Here is a 20771-nt window from a genome sequence, read left to right as displayed (position 1 = left end):
GAGAAAGACGATGAAAATCAATCCTTTGATAATCGCATCCGTCCTGGGTCCGATGCTCGCGGCCTCTGGTGCCGGAGCAGCCGACATCGACGGAAACTGGGCGCGCGGCGACGGCAACGCGAAAGTGCTGATCGCGCCCTGTGGCGACAATATATGCGCCACCAATACCTGGATCAAACCGGGCACTCCCGAGGAAAAGACCGGTGACCGGCTGATCATGACCATAAAGCCAGATGAAACAGGCGTCTATTCGGGCACCGCCTTCGATCCGCAACGCGACAAATCCTACAAGATAACCGTGACGGTTGATGGCAACAGCATGACCACCAAGGGCTGCATTGTCGCTGGTCTCCTGTGCAAGGGCATTACCTGGGCCCGCATCAACTAGACTCTGGAAAGGACAAACCGATGAAGACCTATATCTCAGCCTACTTCTTCACCCTCATCGCCTTTCTGGTGATCGACTTCATCTGGCTAAGCACCATGGCGTCGCGGCTTTATCGCCCGGCGATCGGCGATCTTCTGGCTGAGAACTTCCGACTGGCCCCAGCGATCATCTTTTATCTCATCTACGCGGCCGGACTGACCTTTCTTGCGGTTCGTCCAGCCCTCATATCAGGCCAGTGGACGACCGCGTTGGTTTATGGTGCAGCCGTCGGCTTCATGGCCTATGCCACATATGATCTCACCAATCAGGCAACGTTGAAAAGCTGGTCCACGACATTGACCATCGCAGATCTTCTGTGGGGCACTTTCGTGTCCGCGGCCGCTGCCATCATCGGTTACCTCGTCACGGTACGGCTGGTCGGTCCACTGCAAAATCCGGCAGGTGTGTTATGACAGCGACCATCCCTGCCGCCTGCTTCCACCCGGCCAATTTTTGGCCGGGAAGACGTGAACTTCATTTCGCGCATGCCTTGCCTTCCCACAAAGGACAACCCTATATAGGAGGCGCAAGAAGGGATGTTCGAATGCAGGGTACAGAGATAGCAACGCTCATAAACCGCGTCGGCATGGGCGATCGCTCGGCATTCGTTTCCCTCTATCAAGCCACCAGCCCGAAGCTTTATGCCATCTGCCTGAAAATCCTGCGTGACAGGACCGAAGCCGAAGAAGCGCTTCAGGAAGTCTATATCAAGATCTGGCAACGAGCCCTCACATTTGCAGCAAGCGCCGGCACACCGTCGACGTGGCTCGCCGCAATCGCCCGAAACCATGCAATCGATACGATCAGGGCCCGCAAACCCGTGGGCGACGACATTGACGAAGCCTATGACCTTGCCGATGACAGCATCCGCAATCCGGAGCAGCAGGTCGTTCTGGCCGATGAGGGTCGCAGGATCGACAATTGCATGCAGGAACTTGAAACCGTTCATGCGCAGGCGGTGCGTCGTGCCTATATCGAAGGGCTGAGCTATATCGAACTCGCCAAGGAATTGCGGGTGCCACTCAACACGGTCAGAACCTGGCTGCGGCGAAGCCTTCTCAAACTCAGAGAGTGCATGCAGCGATGACCACGAGCGAAAACAGCGAGGGCATGCATTCGCGCGACGAAATACTCGCTGGCGAATATGTGCTCGGCGTGCTGCCGTTTGAAAAGCGTCGTGAGGTCGAGCGGCGCATGCAGGACGACAGGGTCTTCGCGCAGCTGGTCCACCGTTGGGAAAGCGAATTTTCAGACTTCAACGTGGATTACGAAGAACAGGCGCCGAGTGCGGCCATTCTCGCTCGCATTGAAGAACGCCTGTTCGGCAGCAAGACCAGCAACGCCAATGGCAGCCTGTGGAGTTCCGCATCCTTCTGGCGATGGATATCGGTCGTCACGAGCGCGACTGCCGTGGCAGCGATCGTTTACGCCGCATTTCCCGAAAAATGGCAGGGCACAGCTCCGCTGGTAGCCGAACTTTCGACAACGGACAGCCAGGTCAACCTGCTTGCATCCTACGATGCAGAGACCGGCAGGATGCACATTATACCGGTTGCGACCGGCAAGGCCGATGAGAAATCACTGGAATTGTGGCTTGTGATGGATGGCGGCAAGACCCGTTCGCTCGGTGTCTTCCAGCCCGGGACGAATGGCGATCTCATTATCCCGGCGGATATGCGTAACAACATTTCGGAAGGCACGACCTTCGCGATCAGCGTGGAACCCTTCGGTGGATCACCAACTGGTCAGGCGACCGGCCCTGTTATCGCGATCGGCACCGCACGAAGGCAGCTTTAAGGCGTCACGCCTTCATGCGCTTTTGCCAACTGCTGAAACATGATTTCAGTCCGCGCACCGTCTAGTGGTTGCGCAATCGTCGAGCATTGCCAGAGCGTTCGTTATTGCGGCACCGGAGGCGGTATTGTCGAAAACGCACCAGGATTCGGCGGAAAGGCTTTTTCTAAACGAGAGGATTTCGGCGGCGCTGTAGTCGGAATAATAAATCCGGGGAGCGCCGTGGAGCCGGACATATTTGGGCGGCTCGGAGAAATCACTGGCCGGCCAGACCGGTGCAGGATCGGCCAGCACACGATCAATGGCATAGCGTTGCAGAACCTCTTGCGCTGACTGCGTGGCCCAACTTGTGTGACGCGGTTCGAGTACGAGCATGCCGGGAAAGGTCTGACGCATAGTATCAAACGCGGCCTCCGCGTCGGAGACATCAAATGCGAGATTGGGTGGCAACTGGCACAATAAGGGTCCAAGCTTGCCATCCAGCGCCGCAAGTTCTCCAACAAATGCCTTGAAGACTTGTCCGATTTCTCGCAACCGGCGCTCATGCGTGATCTCGCGCGGCAGCTTCACGGCGAAGCGGAAGTCATCGTACACCGAATTTGCCCAACGCTCGAACGTCGTCGGCCGGTGTTGGCGATAAAAGGTGGAGTTGATCTCGACGCCGTTGAATACGGCAGCATATCGGCTAAGCCCACTTCCCGTTTCGGGAAAACGGTGCGCCACAGTCTTGGGGATCGACCATCCAGCTGTTGCAATGACCGGCACTTTCACCTGCCCCCGAGACTTTCAAAGAGAAGGCCGGCACATGCCGACCTTCTCTGATTTTAACGCTTAGCGTCTGTAACGCAGACGTTCCTGTTCGATTTCAGTGGGCTCATAAGGATCGAGCGTGTCGTCAAACCGTGACCAACCGTCTTCGGCATAGGCCGCGCGCCGCTTGTCCGGATCGACCCAGTTGGACTGGCGCAGGACTTCCTCGGCGTCCGTATAAAGGCTGTCCTCTACTTTCGCGGTCACGAGCGTGCCACCCCGGCGAACGCCTTCTGCGTAAACATGGGCGTGGTCTTCGGAAACGCCTGCGTCCGTCAGCGCGCCGATAAGGCCGCCGGCGGCACCGCCTGCAACGGCACCGGCCACAGCGCCTGCCGCCGTCGCGGCAAGCCAGCCCGCCGCAACCACCGGTCCGACGCCGGGAATTGCCATGATGCCAAGGCCTGTCAACAGGCCGCCAACACCACCGACGGCAGCGCCGATGCCGGCACCCGTGCCTGCGCCTTCGGCAGCTTTTGTATCATTGCCATGGCGTTCGTCTGCATTGTTGGAAACAATGCTGATATCTTTAGACGGCACGCCGCGTTGTTCCAGTGCAGTAACGGCGGCGCTGGCATCGGAGTAGTCGTCGAAAAGTCCGGTAACGGTCTTCATAGGATTCTCCCAAAGATTGAATTAGTTAGCGACAATATTGCCCTGATAGTCGAGCGCCACGTTTACGGACTTGCCGTCCTTCGAGGCCTTGGCCTGCCACACGCCCTTGTCGTCGAGCGTAAGACCGGTCACTTCGGCATATCCGGCGTCCATAAGGCGTTTATTCGCCTGTTCCTCGGTAAAGCTGTTTGCGCCTTCCACAGGCGCAGTCGCATTCTTGGTGTCTGGCGTGGCGACGGCAGGCTTGCTGCCATCGGTGGCTGGAGCGGTGGACGTCTGAGCGAAGGCGCCAAGGGTCGACGCGCCGAGAAGCGCGGCGGCTAAAAGAAGCTTTTTCATGATTTTTCCTCGTTGTAGCCTTCAGTGCAGGCTCGACAGGGAAACAACATGTCGGGCCTCATGGTTCCGCCAATCTGAAAATAGAATTTGCAGGCCTTGCCGTTCCATCATCGTCGAAACGCAACCGAACTATCTCTGCCGGATGAGGAACGTCCGCCTATTCAACCGGTTACTGGCATCGCTGTGATGCCACCGCGGACCGGAATGTGAATTCTTTTCCGGGAGCAGGAACATCGTCTCCACTCAGGGGTTGTCCAAGTACATCATTCAAAGTTGATCGGATTCCCACATGCCTGCGGAAACTACATTGCATGACCTGTTCCTCGATACGCTCAAGGACATCTGTCTCGCCGAACAACAAGTGCTGAAGGCTCTGCCGAAGACCGTGCGGGGACCCTTCCAAGCTTAGGCCGCCTTTTAGGGCGGCTTTTTCATTTCCGGGTCGGATAGGCCCCTTCCAATTCAGGAGCCACACCATGGCCAAGACCACCTCCACATCACCAAGCGACAAGACCGAAACCGTGACGATCCATGACCAGAAGCTGGAGCGCGGTGCTGGCGGCGAGCTGCATCAGACAGCCGAAAACGACGCGCCGGTGCTGACGACCGCTCAAGGGGGGCCGGTCGCGGACGACCAGAATTCTCTAAGGGTCGGGCCGCGTGGTCCGCTCGTCGTTGATGATTTCCATTTCCGCGAAAAGATCTTCCATTTCGACCATGAGCGCATTCCCGAGCGCGTCGTGCATGCTCGCGGTTACGGCGCGCATGGCTTCTTCGAGACCTACGAGTCCTTCTCCGCATACACAAAGGCGGATTTCCTGCAGCGCGCCGGCGAAAAGACACCAGCCTTCGTCCGTTTCTCGACGGTTGCGGGCAACAAGGGCTCAGCTGACCTTGCGCGCGACGTGCGCGGTTTCGCAGTGAAGCTCTATACACAGGAAGGCAACTGGGATCTCGTCGGCAATAATATTCCTGTCTTCTTTATTCAGGACGCCATCAAGTTTCCCGACCTGATCCACGCCGCCAAGCAGGAACCTGACCGGGCTTTTCCGCAGGCGCAGACGGCCCATGATAATTTCTGGGACTTCATCAGCCTGACGCCGGAAAGCATGCACATGGTCATGTGGGCCATGTCGGATCGTACAATACCGCGATCTTTCCGCTTCATGGAGGGTTTTGGCGTTCATACCTTCCGCCTGGTCAACGCCAAGGATGAATCGACCTTCGTCAAGTTCCACTGGAAGCCGAAGCTCGGGCTTCAATCGGTCGCCTGGAACGAGGCGGTCAAGATCAATGGCGCCGATCCCGATTTCCATCGCCGCGATCTGTGGCAGGCGATCCAGTCCGGCAACTTCCCGGAATGGGAATTGCAGGTGCAGCTCTTCGATCAGGAGTTTGCCGACAGCTTCGATTTCGACGTGCTCGATCCGACAAAGATCATCCCCGAGGAAATCCTGAAGCCGCAGCCGGTCGGACGACTGGTGCTCGACCGCATGCCCGACAACTTCTTTGCCGAAACCGAGCAGGTTGCGTTCATGACGCAGAACGTGCCGCCGGGTATCGACTTCAGCAATGATCCGCTATTGCAGGGCCGCAACTTTTCCTATCTCGACACCCAGCTGAAACGCCTTGGCGGGCCAAACTTCACCCATCTGCCGATCAATGCACCGAAATGTCCCTTCGCGCATTTCCAGCAGGATGGCCACATGGCCATGCGCAATCCTGTTGGCAGGGTGAATTACCAGCCGAACTCGTTCGGTGAAGGCCCGCGCGAGTCGCCGAGCCGTGGCTATCGCCATTTTCCGGCAGAAGAACAGGGGATCAAGGCGCGGCTGCGCCCCGAGAGCTTTGCCGACCACTACAGCCAGGCAAGACAGTTCTATATCAGCCAGACCCCGCCAGAACAGCGTCATATCGCGGCAGCCCTGACATTCGAACTGAGCAAGGTGGAAACAGCCGTGATCCGCGAACGCATGGTGTCGCATCTCATGAACATCGACGAGACGCTGGCAAACACCGTCGCGCAGAAGCTGGGTTTCAAGTCTATGCCGAAGCCGGCGGATGCCGCCATGCCGACACGTCAGGATCTGGAACCCTCGCCGGCGCTCAGCATCGTTGAGCGTGGTCCGAAACGCTTCGAAGGCCGCAAGCTTGGTATACTCGTCACCGATGGTGTCGACGCCAAATTGCTGAACGGCCTGATGTCGGCGATTACCAAGGAAAAAGCCGTCTGCGAATTGATAGCCCCGAAGGTCGGTGGCTTCACCGCCTCAGACGGGAGCTGGATTGCGGCCCATCACATGATCGACGGCGGGCCATCGGTTCTCTTCGATGCAGTTGCACTGTTGACTTCTGCCGAGGGGATAGACGATCTGGTCAACGAGGCGACGGCGCGTGACTTCGTGGCCGACGCTTTCCAGCACTGCAAGTTCATAGGTTACGACCAGTCGGCGCTGCCATTGCTGGAAAAGGCCGGTATCGCAGGCGATCTTGACGAGGGCACGATTATCCTCCCAGGTGAGGGAGGCCTCGCTGGCTTCGTGTCGAACCTTGGCAAGCTGCGTGTCTGGGGACGGGAACCTTCCGTAAAACTCGGCAAGGCGTCACCGCCGGTAAAGTGAAATCACAGGCGGGCGCGGCTACAATGCCGCGCCTTGATGACGCACGATCGCTCGCCCGAGGGCGTGAAAACGTTTCAGCGTGAACAACATCAAGATGGCTCATAAAGGATGTACTGAATGAAGATTCGCGCCGGGTTCGATATTGCTTATGAATGCGAGAATGAGACGGCAATGCTGCTTGTTCTCAATCTCCACCCCAGCCGGCGCGCAGATCTGCTCACCGAACAGGTGCTGACCTTCGACAGGCCGATCGAGGCCTGGGGTTATATGGATATCTTCGGGAACGCCTGCAGCCGCATAACCGCACCGCCAGGCGTGACGACGATCTCGACGCGGTTCGACATATATGACGGCGGCCTGCCAGATCCGGTTCCTGAAAACGCTTTCCAGCACGATATCAAGGATTTACCAGACGATGTTCTAGTGTTCCTGCTAGGCAGCCGTTACTGCGATACCGACCGCCTAGCGGACTTCGCTTGGAAAAACTTCTCGGCAACACCGCTCGGCTGGCCCCGTGTGCAGGCGATCCTCGATTTTGTGCATTCCCATATTGTCTTCAACTACGAGAAAGCCGATCCGCTCAGGACGGCATATGGCGGCTTCATCGACCGGACCGGGGTTTGCCGCGATTTCGCACATCTTGCGATCACCCTCTGCCGTTGCATGAATATCCCCGCTCGCTATTGCACCGGCTATCTCGGTGATATCGGCGTGCCGAAGGACCCCAATCCGATGGATTTCAGCGCCTGGTTCGAAGTCTATCTCAGCGGCCGCTGGTATACGGTCGATGCCCGTCACAACAGGCCCCGCATCGGACGCATCTTGATGGCGACAGGACGAGATGCGACAGACGTCGCCCTGTCCACCGCCTTCGGGCCGGCTATCCTGAAGCGGTTCGAAGTCATTACGGAAGAACTGGCCGGATAGCGACGGGTAGCGTCAAGACGCTCAGGTCTCGCTCGACCTAGACCGACGCGACCTGAATGACCTCGGGAGCGGAACCGTATGTCGACTTGTTCTGACGGTGAAAGGCGATGAATTCATCGGCCGGAAGCGGCCCCTGTCGAAGTTCAGCCCCGGTGCGATTACGATGCGAAAACAAAGCGTTCCAGTTTGCCGAGCGTCTGCTGACCCAGTTCGATAGCTCCAAAACCCTTCGCGTCCTGGAACTCGGCTTCCGTGCTGAACACCATGCCGAGCACGACCTTCGTCGCGCCGTCCTGATCCTCGAACGAAGCCCAGGCGTCGGCATGTTTCGGCCCGTTTTCGCCCCAGAGCAGCGTGTAGCCGATCCTCTCCTCAGGCCTGACCTCGATATATCGATGATGGTTCGGGAAGACAGTGCCGTCAGGTCCGATCATGTCGAACACCCACTCGCCGCCGGTTCGCAGATCGATCCTCTTCGTGCGACACGAAAACCCTTCCGGTCCCCACCATTGCGGCAGCGTCTCGGAATTCATCCAGGCCTTCCAGACGATGTTGCGCGGCGCCCTTATCGTTCGCTCCAGCACCATTGTCCGTTTGGCCACCTCGGTCAGATTGTTAAGACCAGCACCGAAGCCCTGCCGGTAACCCGCCTGCATATCCGCAGCCAATGAGGAAAGCTGCACGGTTACGACAACGCGACTGCCCTGCTCCGTCGCCGAAAAATCAGCGGTCACCAGCGCCGCAGACTGCGTCACGTCACCGGACGACACCACCTCGTAATTGACGCGGCGCAAGGCTGGCTGCAATTCCAGCCACCCGCATTCGCAGCGAATATCAGGCTGCCCATCGACCTTGCAGAGCGAAACTTCGCGTCCGCCAACTCTAGTATCGGCTTCCAGAAACTCCACGGTCACGGCGGGCGTGGGCGCTGCCCAGACAGCCCGCGCGGCAGGCGACGTCCACACTTGCCAGAGGACCGACAATGGAACAGCGACCACCCTTTCGAAGCTCAGCGTTGCAAAGCGGCCATCGCCAAGATGGGGTTCAGCACGGGTGCCGTCCTGATTTAGTTTCGACATCATTCCGTGCGCTCCTTCGCAGCCTGCATTGCAAATGCCTCCAACCGGTCGAGCCGGCTCTCCCAAATGGCCCGCTGTTCATCAAGCCATGTCCGCACCGGCTCCAGAGCCTCGGGCACGATAGCGCAGGTGCGCACCCGCCCATCCTTGGAGCTGCGGATAAGCCCCGCCTCCTCCAGTACCGACAGATGCCGCATCACGGTCGGCAAGCGCAGCCCCGTGGGAGCGGATAATTCCATGACGCGGGCAGGCCCTTGCGCGAGCTTCGTTAGAATAGACCGGCGTGTCGGATCGGCCAGAGCCTGAAAGATCAGCGATAGTTCGGGCGAATGCTTAGTCATAATGCTAACTATCATGCAGCACGGCTCTAACGCAAGGAAAACTTCGTCGATTAGCTAAGTGTTCGACCGTGAGCATTTGTTGGCCGCCGCGCAAAAGAAAAACGCCGGAGCATTGCCCCGGCGTTTCATTTTTTAAGCCACCAGACCCTTGGTCAGTTCCAGCGCCTGCCGCTCGAACAGCCGGCGATAGATGCCGTCATTCAGACGGATCAGCGCCTGGTGGTCGCCCTCTTCGACAATCTTGCCCTTGTCGAACACCAGCAGACGGTCAAGCGCCCGCACGGTGGAAAGCCGGTGCGCAATGACCAGCGTAGTGCGGCCATCCATCAGACGTTCCATGGCCTCCTGGATCTGCACTTCGCTTTCGCTGTCGAGGCTCGATGTCGCCTCGTCCAGAATCAGCACCGGTGCATCCGCGAGGAAGGCACGGGCAATGGCGACACGCTGCCGCTCCCCGCCAGACAATTTAACGCCGCGCTCACCCACCATCGTCTCATAGCCCTTGGGAAGGGACATGATGAAGTTATGGGCGCTTGCCTGCCTCGCCGCCCGCTCGATCTCACGCCGTGAGGCGCTCGGCCGGCCATAGGCGATGTTTTCCGCCAGCGTGCGGTGGAACAGGATGGGTTCCTGCTGCACAATGGCGATCTGGCTGCGCAGGTTTGCCTGCCTGGCCTTGGCGATGTCCTGGCCGTCAATGCGGATCGAGCCGGAATTCACATCGTAAAGCCGCTGGATAAGCTTGACGAATGTCGTCTTTCCCGACCCCGAATGCCCGACCAGCCCCACACGCTCACCCGACCTGATGGTGACTGAAAAGTCCTCATAGAGCGGGCTGGGATGCGCGCCGTATTGAAAAGTGACGTTGTCAAAAACGATTTCGCCCTTCTCTATCCTGATCGGCCTGGCATCCGGCCTGTCTTCGACACCCAAAGGCATCTTGTCGAGCAACACCAACTCTTCCATGTCGTTGACGGCACGTTGCAGATTACGGATGTGTTGACCGACATCACGCAGATAGCCCTGCAGGACGAAGAACATCGCCAGCACGAAGGTGATGTCGCCCGGCGTCGCCAGCCCCTGCTGCCACATGACAAGGCCTGTTCCCAGAATACCGGCCTGCATGGATACCATCATGAAGCCCTGGATCGTGCCGTTCAGCGTGCCGCGTTTCCATGTCCTTCGCGTACGGTTGTCCCATTTGGCCAGCACATGGCGCAACCGCGCCTCTTCGCGAGTCTCGGCGCCAAAAGCCTTGACCACCGAATTGCAGCTGACGGCATCTGCCAGGGCGCCACCAAGCTTGGTATCCCAGGCGTTTGCAAGTCTTGCGGCCGGCGATACGAAGCCCATGGAGAGCAACACGGTGACGCCGACATAGATCAGCGACCCCGTGCCCACGATCAAGCCCATGATCGGCCAGTAACTACCCAGCACGACGGTGGCGCCCACCAGCATGACGATGGAGGGCAACAGGGCGATAAGAAGCACGTCATTGAGTGAATCAAGCGCCCACATGCCACGCGTGATCTTGCGAACCGTGGAACCGGCAAAGCTGTTGGCGTGCCAGTCGGTTGAGAACCGCTGCACCCGGTAGAAACCGTTATTCGCCACATCCGCCATGGTTTTCAGCGTCAGCCTGATGATGCCGTTAAACACGAACCAGCGCAGGACTACGCTTGTCAAGCCCAGCGCCACGACGACGACAAAGGCGCGCAGCGCCCGGTCAGCCCCGTTGCCGCCGGCAATGGCATCGACGATCTGGCCGGAGAAAACCGGCACCATGACTTCGGCCAGCGTGCTGGCAATCACCAGCACAACAATAAAGCCCACCAATGCCCGCCGGTGGGTCCAATGGTGGAAAACAAAGCCGAGCACATGGCGATAGGCATCGGCGCGGAAATCGAGCTTCTTGCGAGACATTTTAACCAGCACGGCGCCATGCGTTCGGCAACCGGTCCTCAAAAACGGAAGTTGGATGGCACAGCCCGGGCGGAAAACAAAATGATCCCGTCAGATCAATCGGGCTATGAAGGAAAACAAAACCGCATGTGGGGCGCGCTCGGGGCGGGCCACGAATGGAAATGACCTAGTGTCGGTTCATTCCACGCGGGAGGAACTTGATGAATGATGATGTCATGCAACGCCTCCCTATGTTCGATCTGACGCGGTGAGAAATTTGTACCTGAGCTGTTCGCCGTTGCCAACCGGGTAATTGCAACCTTATGGCAAGTGATGCGAAAACGACACATCAGCTGGTGTGACGGCAACGAACGTGGCCGATGCCAATGAAAGCTTCGGCCACGTTTTTTTGCGTGGTGGCGCTCCCCGCCGCACCCAGGCTCCGGTGCGCGGCGAGAACATATCTGGTCAATCCATCTGGACGTTTGCGTTCTTGACGACCGGTTCCCACTTGGCGATTTCGGCTGCAACGTGGCTTTTCAGCTCATCGGGCGAAGAACCGACGATCTTGGCGCTGAATTCGGCCATGCGGGCCGCCACACCCGGATCGGCAAGCGCTTTCTTGGCCGCCGCATTCAGTGTGTCCACCACATCGGCCGGTGTGCCGGCAGGCGCAAACAGCGCGTTCCACGTGTAGGTTTCATAACCGGGTACTGTTTCGGCAATAGTCGGCAGATCCGGGAATGATGACGCCCGCTCGGCGGTCGTTACGCCAAGCGCCCGCAATGTGCCGGATTTGATGTGGCCGGACGACGACGGCAGATTGTCGAACATGATCGAAATCTGGTTGCCGAGAAGATCGTTGAGCGCGGGGCCGGCACCTTTATAGGGAACGTGCTGCATGCTCACACCGGTCATGCTCTTGAACAATTCCCCTGAAAGATGCAGCGGCGTGCCATTGCCGGACGAGGCGTAGGCATATTTGTCGGGTTCGGCTTTCAGAAGCGCGATCAATTCCGCGACGCTGTTGACGTTCAGCTTCGGATTGACAACAAGCACATTGGGAACCACGACCAGAAGCGAGACCGGGGCGAAATCCTTTTGCGGATCGTAAGGCTTTGTCTTGAGAATGAGCGGGTTCAAGGCATGGGTAGCAACGGTGCCCATCAGGATCGTGTAACCGTCAGGCTCTGCGCGTGCGACACGGTCGGCACCGAGATTACCGCCTGCACCGGCAACATTTTCAACGACGATCTGGTGACCAAGCTCATCACCCATTTTCTGTGCGATGACACGCGCAACCACGTCGGTTGAGCCACCTGCCGCGAAGGGAACGACCAGCGTAATCGTTCGATCAGGAAAACCCTGCGCGCTCGCCGTCAGTCCCATCATGCAAAACGAAGCAGCCGTAGCCGCAAGTTTCAACACCATACGCCGTTTCAAAGACCGGTAATTCATGAACCCTCCTGTAGAATGGCCTCCCCGCCATCAGCGCATAGTAGCTCAAATGGACCTGAGAGCAAGCAACCGGCATCGCAAACCATGCTGGAAGGCCACGCAACACGCCTGCCCTGCAACGCTTGGCGGAACCGCGCGTTATAGCGGGCACAAAGCATTGAAATACCGGGGGCAACATGGACGACAGCGTAAACATTCCCAAGATCAACCGGCTCGTGTTGCAAAACCTCATAGCTGGCCTCAGCGACGGGTTGATCCTGCTCGAAAACGACGGAACGATAGCCTGGGCCAACAAGGCCGCCCTTCAGATGCACCGTATAGAAGCAATGCCTGAGCTTGGGGAGGATGCCGCTGCCTATCGGCGAAATTTCACGCTTCGATACCGCAACAACCACCTGCTCGACGAGGGACAATATCCGCTTGAACGGCTTCTGGCGGGCGAGACCTTCGAAGATGTGACGGTAGAGATATCGCCAAGCGGCGATGAAGCGGAATGCTGGGTCCACACGGTGCGCGGCCTCGTTCTTGAAGATGCTGGCGCAAAACCGGATGTTCTGGTCCTGATCATCCGGGACGAAACGCCGCGTTTCGAGGCGGAGGCGCGCTTCGAGAGCGCCTTCAATGCCAATCCGGCGCCGGGGCTGATATGCCGGCTGGAGGACAAGCGTTTCATTCGCGTCAATCAGGGTTTCCTTGAGATGACCGGGTTCAGCCGTGAAGAGATCATCGGCATCAGTGTCGAGGAACTCGGACTGTTTTCCGAGTGCGACACAGGCGAGGACGCCCTGAAAAAGCTGGAGGATGGCCGGCTCATCCGTCAGCGCGAGGCGCTCATTCCCATCCCCGGAGGCGACAGGCTGGTCATCGTGGCCGGCGAAACGATCGCCGTTGCCGAAGAACCCTGCATGCTGTTCACCTTCGCCGATCTGGACGGCCGCCGCAAAGCCCAGAACGCTCTGCGACAGAGCGAGGAGCGCTTCTTCAAATCCTTTCGCCTGTCGCCTGTCCCGGCAGCAATTTCGAGGCTGGACGACTTCGTTCTGATGGAAGTCAATGACGCGTTTCTGGTGCTGTGCGGACGCAACGAGGCCGAAGTCGTGGGCAAGACGGCCAGCGAATTGCGGCTGTGGGAGGACGCGGGCGCGCGCCGCGATCTCGAAAAGCGGCTGAAGGACAACATCCCCATCCGCGATGAGAACATGCGCATGAATCTTTCCGGTGGCGGTTTGGCCGAATGCATCGTTTCCGCCGAACGCGCCGAGATCAACGATCAGCTCTGTGTCATCTGGGCGATACAGGACGTGACTGAGCGGCGTAGAACCGAGAACGAACTGATTGAAGCGATCGAAAGCGTCATGACCGATACATCCTGGTTCAGCCGGACGGTTGTCGAGCGGCTGGCAGGGCTGCGGCAGAACTCCCGCGGCACAACGTCTTCAGCCTCCCTCAAGGATCTCACCGAGCGCGAGGAGCAAATCCTGTCACTGATCTGCGATGGATGCAGCGACAAGGAAATGAGCGACAGGCTGAACCTGTCCAAGCATACGATCCGCAACCATATCGCCTCACTCTACGGCAAGATCGGCGTCAACCGCCGCACCGCCGCCGTGATCTGGGCACGCGAGCGCGGTTTTACCGGCCATAGGGAAAAATAACCGCAGCCGAACGCGAAAATAGGTCAGTTTGTACCAGTTCAACTAGTAGCTATTGCTCTGCAAACTGTGATTTTTCCGAACTACCTTACCATCATGCCGCTACCAACAGCGGCACCCTCTAACGATGGAAGGAGTTCGTCATGGACAATAACCGTATCGAAGGTATCGCCCGTCAAGCCAAGGGCACCATCAAGGAAGCAGCCGGCAAGATCACCGGCAACGACAAGCTTCAGGCAGAAGGCAAGGCCGAGAAACTGGCTGGCCAGGCGCAGGAGAAGCTCGGACAGGCAAAGGACGCCGTCAACAAAGTTCTCAAGTGAACCATCTATGTTCAAGGCAGGAGGTTTCACGATGATGCTCTCGTGCGATGCAAACCAGGTGTCAAGCTGCGATCCCCAGGAGATCAGCCTGTGCGCCGCGTTGCAAGCCGTGATCGCCTATGCGGACGGGCAGGAAAAAAGCTCGATCTCCGTCACCTCCGTGGAGGGCCGTATCGTGCTCTCCGGAGAGGTGGAAACACTCTCTGCCTTCGAACATGCGGTCATCATCGCAGAATGTTTCGCGTCGCGGCCCATCATCGCCGATCTGGCGATACGGCAGCGGCCTTGCACCTATCTGGAGACGCCGTCCCGGCGCATCCATCTAGCGAATAACAACAGGAGTGAAAAACAATGAAGACATTCGTTCTCGCAACCGCGATTGCAACCCTGGCCCTTGCCCCGATTGCTTCAGCCGAAACGAAGCACAATGCAAAGCGCCCTATGGAAACCGCGCAGAAGGAACGCGTCGGCACCCTGTCGTGCGAAATTGCCGGCGGCGTCGGCCTTGTGGTCGGCTCCAGCAAGAGCGTGGCCTGCGAGTTTCGCCAGCGCTCCGGCAAGACCGAGCGTTATACCGGCACGATCGGCAAGCTCGGTCTCGACATCGGCGTAACCGGCAAGACCTATATGAGCTGGATCGTGCTGAACACCGCAGCCAGCCGCGTGGGTGACGGTGCGTTGAGCGGCAACTATGTTGGTGCCTCCGCTGCCGCATCGGTCGGCGTGGGCTTGGGCGCCAATGCACTGATCGGCGGCAATGCCAAGAACTTCGCGCTTCAGCCGCTCAGCGCCGAAGTCGGCACCGGCGTTAACATCGCTGCGGGTGTCTCGCGTCTGCAGTTGAAGCGTGCAGGCTAAACCTTAAAAAACCGGCGGCGCGGGCTCGGGACGGTTATCGTCTTCGAGCCCGCGCCGTCTGGCGCAGATCAGGCCCCGATATCAGGGTTTGGGGTGAGGCATCATCTCGCCCATCGGGCCGTCGCCTTTTGGCCCGCGCATCATATCCTCTTTAGGACCATGATGCGGCGGACGGCCTGCCGGTCCTAGTGCCTCGATACTGCCATCCTGACGGACGACATAGCTTGCCCGCAGGACACCCCTGTCGAAACGGCCCTGAACGCTGACCGCTTCATCGACAGTCACGACCTTCCCATTGTCGCCCTCGGGGCCGGTATCGATGAGTGCGCGGCCGCTATCATCCTGAACGATGAACTTGTTGTCGAAAATCTCGGCGACCTTGCCCTTCAGGGTCACGAGATTTCCTTCCTTGACGGTGGAAATGGCAACGGGTGTCATCGGCGCCATCTCGGGCGTCGGCCGTGTCAGCTTCACCGCACCGGCTCCGGCAGCTGCCCCAACGGCCAGCATGGCAACGGCCGCAAAGGCGAACGCGGCGGTTTTACGGCGATGTTTCCGGTGCGGCGGCACGGGAGTGTCAGAAGTGGCCTTCGGTGCTGCGATTTCGTTATTCTCTTCAGAGTGGGACATGGTGGTCTCCTGTTTGATTGACAGGGCCTTTTTACCTGCCAGGCGCCACCAGCAGCCTGAACCTTGTGGTTCAGGTTGAGTTAAGCCTTCCGGGCCTAGTTAAAACACCGCCCACGAAACCGAAACGGCAGGATCATGCGCATACTTCTCGTTGAAGACGATACCGATCTTTCCCGGCGCATCGCAGCCAGCCTGCGGGCGGAAAATTTTGTCGTCGACATCGCGCAGAATGGCGAGGATGCCGAACATGCCGGGCTTACCGAACTTTACGACGTGGCCGTCCTCGATCTGGGATTACCGAAAATCGATGGCGTATCGGTTCTGAAATCATGGCGGTCGGCGCAGCGGAACCTGCCCGTGCTCGTTTTGACCGCGCGTGACGGATGGCCGGACAAGGTGGCGAGTTTCAAAGCGGGAGCAGACGATTTTCTCACCAAGCCGTTCAAGGTGGAAGAACTGGTGCTGCGGCTGCGTGCACTCGTTCGCCGTGCCACCGGCCACGCCGCCTCCGCCATCACCTGCGGTTCGCTCATCTTCGATGCGCAGCTCGGAACCTTCGAACAGGACGGCTTGCCGCTGAAGCTGACCGCGCTGGAGTGGCGGGTCCTCTCCTGCCTCATCCTGCGCAAGGAAGTGGTGGTCGACCGCCGCGAACTCATCGAACGGGTCTATGAGGGCGATGCGGAAGTGGATTCCAATTCCATCGAAGTGATCATTGCCCGCCTGCGGCGCAAGATCGGTGCCGGGCATATAGAGACCGTTCGCGGGCGCGGTTACATGCTGAAGGCAGAGCCATGAGGGAGTTTTCGGCCATTCCGGGTTCGTCGATCTCGCGCCGCCTCACGGTTTTTTCCGTGGTTTTCGTCACCGCGACCGTGATCGTCGCTTCCATCATACTCTATCTCATCGTTGCCGCCGTGGTGCGTGAACAGATCGACCAACGGCTCGACACGCAGATAGAGGGATTGCGGAGCGCGCTCTCCGGCAGCGCAAGCGGCGGCGTGACACTCAACGCCGCGCTGGACGGCCCGCCATTCGACAGGCGCGGCTCCGGCTGGTACTGGCAGATCACCGGCGAGGGTGTAGCGATCGTCTCTCGGTCGCTCGCGGGGCAAACCATAACCAACCCGCCCTCCCCGTTCGAATGGCGCAAAATGATGGGCCACGGCCCTCGTCCCGGCGCGAATACCGATTTTCACGGCGAGAAGCTCTATCTCAGATCCATTCAAACCATGGTTGGACAGCGCCTCGTCGAAATCACTGCCACTGCGCCGCAATTCGCGCTGGTTGCACCCGCCCGCAGCGCGCTTCTGTGGTTGATACCTGCCATGACCCTCTTGGGCGCGAGCCTCGTCGGCGGTATCTTCTTGCAGGTCAGATATGGTCTGCGACCACTGCGGCAACTCACCGCCGATATTTCCTCGATTTCGGCAGGCACACTCGACAGGTTGCCGGAGGCGGATGTCGAGGAACTGCGTCCCGCCTCGGGCGAAATCAACCGTCTCGTGGAGCAGAATAGCGAGAGGCTTGCGGAAACACGTCTGCACTTTGCAAATCTCGCCCATGGTCTGAAAACTCCCGTGACAAGCCTCTACCTTGCGCTCGACGAAACCAACGACCCGGACCGCGAAATGCGTGCGCTGGTGGACAGGATCGACCAGCGCATCCGTCACCATCTGGCAAGAGCCCGCAAGACCGCGGCAGGCGGCACGACCACGGTGACCGCGCTCAAACCGAGGATCGACGATATCGTTGATATCATGTCGCGTATTCATGCCGACCGGGGGATTGTCGCAACAGTCGATGTGGACCCCGAGTTGCTATTGCATGTCACGCCTGAGGATCTGGACGAGATCGTTGGCAATATCATCGACAACGCATTCAAATGGGCCAAAAGCGCGGTTTGTATTTCCGCGAAAAAGACCGGACGCGACGTCTGGATCGTGATCTCGGACGATGGACAGGGCATCGAGGACAACCGGATTTCGGAGGCTTTCCAGCCGGGCAGACGCATGGACGAGACCGTTCCGGGTGACGGCTTCGGTCTTACCATCGTCAAGGAACTTGTGGAGCTTCATGGCGGCAGCATCAGGCTGGAGCGCGGCGAAAATGGCGGGCTTACCTGTTCGCTGGCCCTGCCGGCAGGAGCTTGAGGAAAGCCCGCCTTTCCCTTTGTTGACCCTGATGCGCAGCAGCGTTAAATACAGGTTTCGAAGCAGGGAGATTTATGCGCAGAGGTTGAAAATCTGACCGCCCATCGCGGTTTCAGCCGGCTCTGAAAACGGAGCTGACCCTTTGGCATGTCTAATTCTGCGGAATTTCCATGAATATCAAATCTATCGACATCCGGCCGTTTGACGCGGCAGCGGATACGCAAATCCTGTCACGCATCTGGCTCGATGCCTCGCTGCTGGCACATCCCTTTATCGGCACGCAGCGTTTGCGCGAGCAGCAAAGACTGATCGAAGATACCTATCTGCCGCTATCGGAGACTTTCGTCGCGGCGCAGGCCGGTGACCCTGTCGGCTTCATCAGCCTGCTCGACAGTTTCATCGGAGGCCTGTTCGTCGCACCGGCACAACAGGGCAAGGGTATCGGGCGCAGGCTCATCGCCCACGCGCTTGATCTCAAGGGTGAATTGTCGCTTGAGGTCTATACCGCCAATGAGCAGGCGATGCGGTTTTACCGTTCGCTCGGCTTCCTTGAAGTCTCGCGCAGGTCGACTGACGATGACGGCCTGCCCTTCGAGAATGCCCGCCTGTCACTCAAGGCCTGAAAACAAATCCGGGCAGCCACAGGGCTGCCCGGACGATCTGATGCTTGTCGCAATCAGCCAAACAGCACAAGGCTGCTTTTGACCGTGACCCACACGCCCCAGAGAAGTGGTATGCCGACGGCTGCCCAGGCCAATGCGGCCTTGGCGTCCAAACCACCCCTGCCGATACCGAAGGAACCGGTAGGCCCTGCATTGGCGGCTGCAGTCTTGGCCTGAAGTGTCGCAACCTCCGCATCCGACATGAACCATTTCTCCGGCAGCGGTCGGACAAACGCGTTGGCGACGAGGCCGATCGCGAGCATCCCCGCCAGGATGTACATGGTGCTGGTATAGAGCGCGGGACCCGGCGCGACACCGGCCGCGATCTGTGCTTCGCGGATGTAGTTGACGACAACAGGCCCGGCGATACCCGCCGTTGCCCATGCCGTCAGCAGGCGGCCATGGATCGCGCCGACGAACTGCGTGCCGAATATGTCGGCAAGATAGGCGGGAATGGTTGCAAAGCTGCCGCCATACATCGACAGGATGATGCCGAGGGCAAGAACGAAGAACGCCTTGGAACCCATCGTTGCCAGCGTCGGGGCCAGCGCATAAAGAATGATGCCAAGCACGAAGAAGCAGAAGTAAGTGTTCTTGCGGCCGATTTTGTCGGACATGGAAGCCCAGAAGAAGCGGCCACCGATGTTAAACAGCGACAGCAGGCCCGTGAACCCGGCCGCGATGGCGGCGATCGATGCTTTCTGCTCGATATTGAGGTCAGCAAAGCCAACGCCGGGCAGACCGATCAACGAACCCGCGAAAATCTCCTGCAACATTGGCGATGCCATGCCGATCACGCCGATACCCGCTGACACGTTGAGGCACAGAACCGCCCAGATGAGCCAGAACTGCTTCGTCTTGTGCGCATCACGCAGATGAACGTGACGATTGGTGATCATGGCACTTTTGGCCGCCGGGGCCGTCCAGCCTTCCGGACGCCAGCCCGCCGGTGGAATGCGGTAACCGAAGGCACCCGCCATCATGAAGACGAAATAGATCAATGCCATGACGACGAAAGTTTGCCAGACACCGACTGAAGTATCCGTCTTGAAGGTATTCATGAGCAGATTGGCAAGCGGTGCGCCGATCATAGCACCGCCGCCGAAGCCCATGATGGCCATGCCGGTTGCCATGCCGCGCCGGTCCGGAAACCATTTGATCAATGTCGATACCGGCGAGATGTAACCGAGACCAAGACCAACGCCGCCGATGACACCTGCCCCGACCCACATCAGCCAGAGCTGGTGCGTCATCACGCCAAGCGCTGCAACCAGAATGCCGCCGCACCAGCAGCAGGCGGAAACGAAGCCGGCCTTGCGCGGCCCGACCCTTTCCAACCAACCGCCCCAGATCGCCGCCGAGCATCCCAGCAGGACGAAGAAGAGCGTGTAAATCCAGCCAAGATCGGCCACACGCCAGTTGCACTCGGTGGTGAACAGCGCCCCGACAAGGGTAAGGCTGGAGCAACTGGGGTCCGTTGCCGGCAATGCCTTGGACAGCGGCAGCCAGAAGACGCTGAAGCCGTAGGCCATGCCGATACACAAGTGAATGGCCAAAGCCGCCGGCGGTACCAGCCAGCGGTTGAAGCCCGGTTTTGCTATGATCCGTTCGCGGTCTAGAATCCCGGCTTGCGCCGGCCCTCCCGCAGATACGCCTGCTACTGCCATCGACACTACCTCCCTCGTGAATGTCTGGACAACCATGATACGCCCGCATTGGCCGCATCGACCGGGCGTTACCGAGATCGCCGGATGTCCCCCATCCGGCAATACCTGTTTGCGGCGTGTTACCGCCTGGCTTTACGTGGTTTCGGGAATGCTCGGTTCGGACAAGGACTCGCCCGCAGCAACGCCCTTGCCCTCCGGCGTTCCCGTGGCATCCTTGCCAAGCCCGACCGCATCGGCGGCGGGCACCCCGGGCCTCTTGATCTTGAGCGCTGCTGCGAGCACCAGCGGCAAAAACTCCCCGGCACCGGCATCAACCATCTCGAAAAACCGTTTGCGCATACGGGGTTCCCAGAATTTGTTAATGTGCGTGGCGACCCCCTCAACGCGGATATCCTCCGGCTGGGAAAGGAAAAAAGTCGCGATCTGGTTCGCCATTCTCACCAGTTTTTCGTCGGTGTGATTAAGCAACATGGCTGTTTTCCCCGCGCCGCCTGACGGACGACGTTCACGTTT

General features: G+C 59.0%; 24 protein-coding genes and 1 pseudogene. 15 read left to right on the top strand and 10 right to left on the bottom strand.

The window, feature by feature from the left end:
• Positions 1-10: 10 nt before the first annotated feature.
• From ACQZ45_RS15575 to ACQZ45_RS15560, 4 genes are all read left to right on the top strand, one after another.
• Positions 11-388, top strand: a complete 378-nt coding sequence (locus ACQZ45_RS15575) for a DUF2147 domain-containing protein (protein WP_019566744.1) — start codon at positions 11-13, stop codon at positions 386-388.
• Positions 389-408: 20 nt separating this feature from the next.
• Positions 409-840 carry a DUF2177 family protein gene (locus ACQZ45_RS15570; RefSeq protein ID WP_025594888.1) on the top strand — a complete coding sequence of 144 codons (432 nt, stop codon included), beginning with the start codon at positions 409-411 and terminating at the stop codon, positions 838-840.
• A gap of 131 nt (positions 841-971) precedes the next feature.
• Entirely contained in the window at positions 972-1514 is a 543-nt protein-coding gene (locus ACQZ45_RS15565) for a sigma-70 family RNA polymerase sigma factor (protein WP_004431393.1), read from the top strand.
• Positions 1511-2224, top strand: coding sequence for an anti-sigma factor (locus tag ACQZ45_RS15560; RefSeq protein ID WP_013761042.1), 714 nt, complete (start codon positions 1511-1513; stop codon positions 2222-2224). Before ACQZ45_RS15565 ends, ACQZ45_RS15560 begins: the two co-directional genes overlap by 4 nt.
• Positions 2225-2269: 45 nt before the next feature.
• Here the strand turns inward: ACQZ45_RS15560 and ACQZ45_RS15555 are convergent, their stop codons facing one another.
• The 3 genes from ACQZ45_RS15555 to ACQZ45_RS15545 all read right to left on the bottom strand — a co-directional run bounded on the left by ACQZ45_RS15555 (position 2270) and on the right by ACQZ45_RS15545 (position 3985).
• Complete coding sequence (locus ACQZ45_RS15555; RefSeq protein ID WP_065705678.1) at positions 2270-2986, bottom strand: DUF72 domain-containing protein; 717 nt, start codon at positions 2984-2986, stop codon at positions 2270-2272.
• Between the two features lie 66 nt (positions 2987-3052).
• Positions 3053-3646, bottom strand: a complete 594-nt coding sequence (locus ACQZ45_RS15550; protein WP_013761044.1) for a general stress protein — start codon at positions 3644-3646, stop codon at positions 3053-3055.
• A gap of 21 nt (positions 3647-3667) precedes the next feature.
• On the bottom strand, positions 3668-3985 hold the full coding sequence (locus ACQZ45_RS15545; protein ID WP_013761045.1) for a PepSY domain-containing protein: 318 nt from the start codon (positions 3983-3985) through the stop codon (positions 3668-3670).
• Positions 3986-4274: 289 nt separating this feature from the next.
• Between ACQZ45_RS15545 and ACQZ45_RS15540 the strand changes: the two are divergent.
• The 3 genes and pseudogenes from ACQZ45_RS15540 to ACQZ45_RS15530 form a co-directional block, all read left to right on the top strand.
• Positions 4275-4376: pseudogene (locus ACQZ45_RS15540) on the top strand (DUF892 family protein); the annotation flags it as partial.
• Between the two features lie 85 nt (positions 4377-4461).
• Complete coding sequence (gene katE, locus ACQZ45_RS15535; protein WP_065705580.1) at positions 4462-6606, top strand: catalase; 2145 nt, start codon at positions 4462-4464, stop codon at positions 6604-6606.
• A 117-nt stretch (positions 6607-6723) separates the two neighbouring features.
• Positions 6724-7533 carry a transglutaminase-like domain-containing protein gene (locus tag ACQZ45_RS15530; protein ID WP_004431379.1) on the top strand — a complete coding sequence of 270 codons (810 nt, stop codon included), beginning with the start codon at positions 6724-6726 and terminating at the stop codon, positions 7531-7533.
• Positions 7534-7691: 158 nt separating this feature from the next.
• On the opposite strand, the gene ACQZ45_RS15525 is transcribed toward ACQZ45_RS15530, so the two are convergent.
• The 3 genes from ACQZ45_RS15525 to ACQZ45_RS15515 all read right to left on the bottom strand — a co-directional run bounded on the left by ACQZ45_RS15525 (position 7692) and on the right by ACQZ45_RS15515 (position 10876).
• Positions 7692-8615 carry an SRPBCC family protein gene (locus ACQZ45_RS15525; protein WP_448742350.1) on the bottom strand — a complete coding sequence of 308 codons (924 nt, stop codon included), beginning with the start codon at positions 8613-8615 and terminating at the stop codon, positions 7692-7694.
• Positions 8612-8953: an ArsR/SmtB family transcription factor gene (locus tag ACQZ45_RS15520; protein ID WP_065705679.1), complete on the bottom strand. Its 342-nt coding sequence runs from the start codon at positions 8951-8953 to the stop codon at positions 8612-8614. The genes ACQZ45_RS15525 and ACQZ45_RS15520 overlap by 4 nt, the downstream gene beginning before the upstream one ends.
• Before the next feature lie 132 nt (positions 8954-9085).
• On the bottom strand, positions 9086-10876 hold the full coding sequence (locus ACQZ45_RS15515) for an ABC transporter ATP-binding protein (RefSeq protein ID WP_448742349.1): 1791 nt from the start codon (positions 10874-10876) through the stop codon (positions 9086-9088).
• On the opposite strand from ACQZ45_RS15515, the gene ACQZ45_RS15510 reads away from it, so the two are divergent.
• Positions 10808-11041 (top strand): hypothetical protein, encoded by a 234-nt coding sequence (locus tag ACQZ45_RS15510; protein ID WP_162163082.1) that lies wholly within the window; start codon positions 10808-10810, stop codon positions 11039-11041. The genes ACQZ45_RS15515 and ACQZ45_RS15510 overlap by 69 nt on opposite strands.
• 282 nt (positions 11042-11323) lie before the next feature.
• Here ACQZ45_RS15510 and ACQZ45_RS15505 read toward each other — a convergent pair whose 3' ends face one another.
• Positions 11324-12313 carry a Bug family tripartite tricarboxylate transporter substrate binding protein gene (locus ACQZ45_RS15505; protein WP_025594897.1) on the bottom strand — a complete coding sequence of 330 codons (990 nt, stop codon included), beginning with the start codon at positions 12311-12313 and terminating at the stop codon, positions 11324-11326.
• A gap of 176 nt (positions 12314-12489) precedes the next feature.
• Between ACQZ45_RS15505 and ACQZ45_RS15500 the strand changes: the two genes are divergently transcribed.
• The 4 genes from ACQZ45_RS15500 (at position 12490) to ACQZ45_RS15485 (ending at position 15146) form a co-directional block, all read left to right on the top strand.
• Positions 12490-13968, top strand: a complete 1479-nt coding sequence (locus ACQZ45_RS15500; RefSeq protein WP_004431372.1) for a PAS domain S-box protein — start codon at positions 12490-12492, stop codon at positions 13966-13968.
• A gap of 140 nt (positions 13969-14108) precedes the next feature.
• Positions 14109-14288: a CsbD family protein gene (locus ACQZ45_RS15495; protein WP_004431371.1), complete on the top strand. Its 180-nt coding sequence runs from the start codon at positions 14109-14111 to the stop codon at positions 14286-14288.
• A gap of 31 nt (positions 14289-14319) precedes the next feature.
• Complete coding sequence (locus ACQZ45_RS15490; RefSeq protein WP_004431370.1) at positions 14320-14643, top strand: BON domain-containing protein; 324 nt, start codon at positions 14320-14322, stop codon at positions 14641-14643.
• Entirely contained in the window at positions 14640-15146 is a 507-nt protein-coding gene (locus ACQZ45_RS15485) for a DUF992 domain-containing protein (RefSeq protein ID WP_004431368.1), read from the top strand. Before ACQZ45_RS15490 ends, ACQZ45_RS15485 begins: the two co-directional genes overlap by 4 nt.
• A gap of 81 nt (positions 15147-15227) precedes the next feature.
• Here the strand turns inward: ACQZ45_RS15485 and ACQZ45_RS15480 are convergent, their stop codons facing one another.
• Positions 15228-15776 (bottom strand): hypothetical protein, encoded by a 549-nt coding sequence (locus tag ACQZ45_RS15480; protein WP_448742348.1) that lies wholly within the window; start codon positions 15774-15776, stop codon positions 15228-15230.
• A gap of 135 nt (positions 15777-15911) precedes the next feature.
• On the opposite strand from ACQZ45_RS15480, the gene ACQZ45_RS15475 reads away from it, so the two are divergent.
• The 3 genes from ACQZ45_RS15475 to ACQZ45_RS15465 all read left to right on the top strand — a co-directional run bounded on the left by ACQZ45_RS15475 (position 15912) and on the right by ACQZ45_RS15465 (position 18552).
• On the top strand, positions 15912-16574 hold the full coding sequence (locus ACQZ45_RS15475) for a response regulator transcription factor (protein WP_065705589.1): 663 nt from the start codon (positions 15912-15914) through the stop codon (positions 16572-16574).
• Positions 16571-17929, top strand: coding sequence for a sensor histidine kinase (locus ACQZ45_RS15470; protein ID WP_065705591.1), 1359 nt, complete (start codon positions 16571-16573; stop codon positions 17927-17929). Before ACQZ45_RS15475 ends, ACQZ45_RS15470 begins: the two co-directional genes overlap by 4 nt.
• Before the next feature lie 170 nt (positions 17930-18099).
• Entirely contained in the window at positions 18100-18552 is a 453-nt protein-coding gene (locus tag ACQZ45_RS15465; protein ID WP_065661923.1) for a GNAT family N-acetyltransferase, read from the top strand.
• Positions 18553-18605: 53 nt separating this feature from the next.
• On the opposite strand, the gene ACQZ45_RS15460 is transcribed toward ACQZ45_RS15465, so the two are convergent.
• Together ACQZ45_RS15460 and ACQZ45_RS15455 are read right to left on the bottom strand one after the other, a co-directional pair.
• The gene (locus ACQZ45_RS15460) at positions 18606-20258 is read right to left on the bottom strand and encodes an OFA family MFS transporter (protein WP_448742347.1); all 1653 of its coding nucleotides are present in this window, start codon (positions 20256-20258) and stop codon (positions 18606-18608) included.
• Positions 20259-20390: 132 nt separating this feature from the next.
• Positions 20391-20729: a formate dehydrogenase subunit delta gene (locus ACQZ45_RS15455; protein ID WP_019566726.1), complete on the bottom strand. Its 339-nt coding sequence runs from the start codon at positions 20727-20729 to the stop codon at positions 20391-20393.
• Positions 20730-20771 lie beyond the last annotated feature (42 nt).

It is taken from the genome of Agrobacterium sp. 16-2014-1-2a, assembly GCF_053522705.1.
Note: the sequence above shows the minus strand (reverse complement) of the source record. Positions and strands in the feature narration are given on the sequence as shown.

Excerpts from the sequence above, each read along its gene's own strand:
- ACQZ45_RS15575 (WP_019566744.1), top strand. The coding sequence starts at position 11 with ATGAAAATCAATCCTTTGATAATCGCATCCGTCCTGGGTCCGATGCTC.
- ACQZ45_RS15570 (WP_025594888.1), top strand. The coding sequence starts at position 409 with ATGAAGACCTATATCTCAGCCTACTTCTTCACCCTCATCGCCTTTCTG.
- ACQZ45_RS15565 (WP_004431393.1), top strand. The coding sequence starts at position 972 with ATGCAGGGTACAGAGATAGCAACGCTCATAAACCGCGTCGGCATGGGC.
- ACQZ45_RS15560 (WP_013761042.1), top strand. The coding sequence starts at position 1,511 with ATGACCACGAGCGAAAACAGCGAGGGCATGCATTCGCGCGACGAAATA.
- ACQZ45_RS15550 (WP_013761044.1), bottom strand. The coding sequence starts at position 3,646 with ATGAAGACCGTTACCGGACTTTTCGACGACTACTCCGATGCCAGCGCC.
- ACQZ45_RS15545 (WP_013761045.1), bottom strand. The coding sequence starts at position 3,985 with ATGAAAAAGCTTCTTTTAGCCGCCGCGCTTCTCGGCGCGTCGACCCTT.
- katE (WP_065705580.1), top strand. The coding sequence starts at position 4,462 with ATGGCCAAGACCACCTCCACATCACCAAGCGACAAGACCGAAACCGTG.
- ACQZ45_RS15530 (WP_004431379.1), top strand. The coding sequence starts at position 6,724 with ATGAAGATTCGCGCCGGGTTCGATATTGCTTATGAATGCGAGAATGAG.
- ACQZ45_RS15525 (WP_448742350.1), bottom strand. The coding sequence starts at position 8,615 with ATGATGTCGAAACTAAATCAGGACGGCACCCGTGCTGAACCCCATCTT.
- ACQZ45_RS15520 (WP_065705679.1), bottom strand. The coding sequence starts at position 8,953 with ATGACTAAGCATTCGCCCGAACTATCGCTGATCTTTCAGGCTCTGGCC.
- ACQZ45_RS15510 (WP_162163082.1), top strand. The coding sequence starts at position 10,808 with ATGGTGGAAAACAAAGCCGAGCACATGGCGATAGGCATCGGCGCGGAA.
- ACQZ45_RS15515 (WP_448742349.1), bottom strand. The coding sequence starts at position 10,876 with ATGTCTCGCAAGAAGCTCGATTTCCGCGCCGATGCCTATCGCCATGTG.
- ACQZ45_RS15505 (WP_025594897.1), bottom strand. The coding sequence starts at position 12,313 with ATGAATTACCGGTCTTTGAAACGGCGTATGGTGTTGAAACTTGCGGCT.
- ACQZ45_RS15500 (WP_004431372.1), top strand. The coding sequence starts at position 12,490 with ATGGACGACAGCGTAAACATTCCCAAGATCAACCGGCTCGTGTTGCAA.
- ACQZ45_RS15495 (WP_004431371.1), top strand. The coding sequence starts at position 14,109 with ATGGACAATAACCGTATCGAAGGTATCGCCCGTCAAGCCAAGGGCACC.
- ACQZ45_RS15490 (WP_004431370.1), top strand. The coding sequence starts at position 14,320 with ATGATGCTCTCGTGCGATGCAAACCAGGTGTCAAGCTGCGATCCCCAG.
- ACQZ45_RS15485 (WP_004431368.1), top strand. The coding sequence starts at position 14,640 with ATGAAGACATTCGTTCTCGCAACCGCGATTGCAACCCTGGCCCTTGCC.
- ACQZ45_RS15480 (WP_448742348.1), bottom strand. The coding sequence starts at position 15,776 with ATGTCCCACTCTGAAGAGAATAACGAAATCGCAGCACCGAAGGCCACT.
- ACQZ45_RS15475 (WP_065705589.1), top strand. The coding sequence starts at position 15,912 with ATGCGCATACTTCTCGTTGAAGACGATACCGATCTTTCCCGGCGCATC.
- ACQZ45_RS15470 (WP_065705591.1), top strand. The coding sequence starts at position 16,571 with ATGAGGGAGTTTTCGGCCATTCCGGGTTCGTCGATCTCGCGCCGCCTC.
- ACQZ45_RS15465 (WP_065661923.1), top strand. The coding sequence starts at position 18,100 with ATGAATATCAAATCTATCGACATCCGGCCGTTTGACGCGGCAGCGGAT.
- ACQZ45_RS15460 (WP_448742347.1), bottom strand. The coding sequence starts at position 20,258 with ATGGCAGTAGCAGGCGTATCTGCGGGAGGGCCGGCGCAAGCCGGGATT.
- ACQZ45_RS15455 (WP_019566726.1), bottom strand. The coding sequence starts at position 20,729 with ATGTTGCTTAATCACACCGACGAAAAACTGGTGAGAATGGCGAACCAG.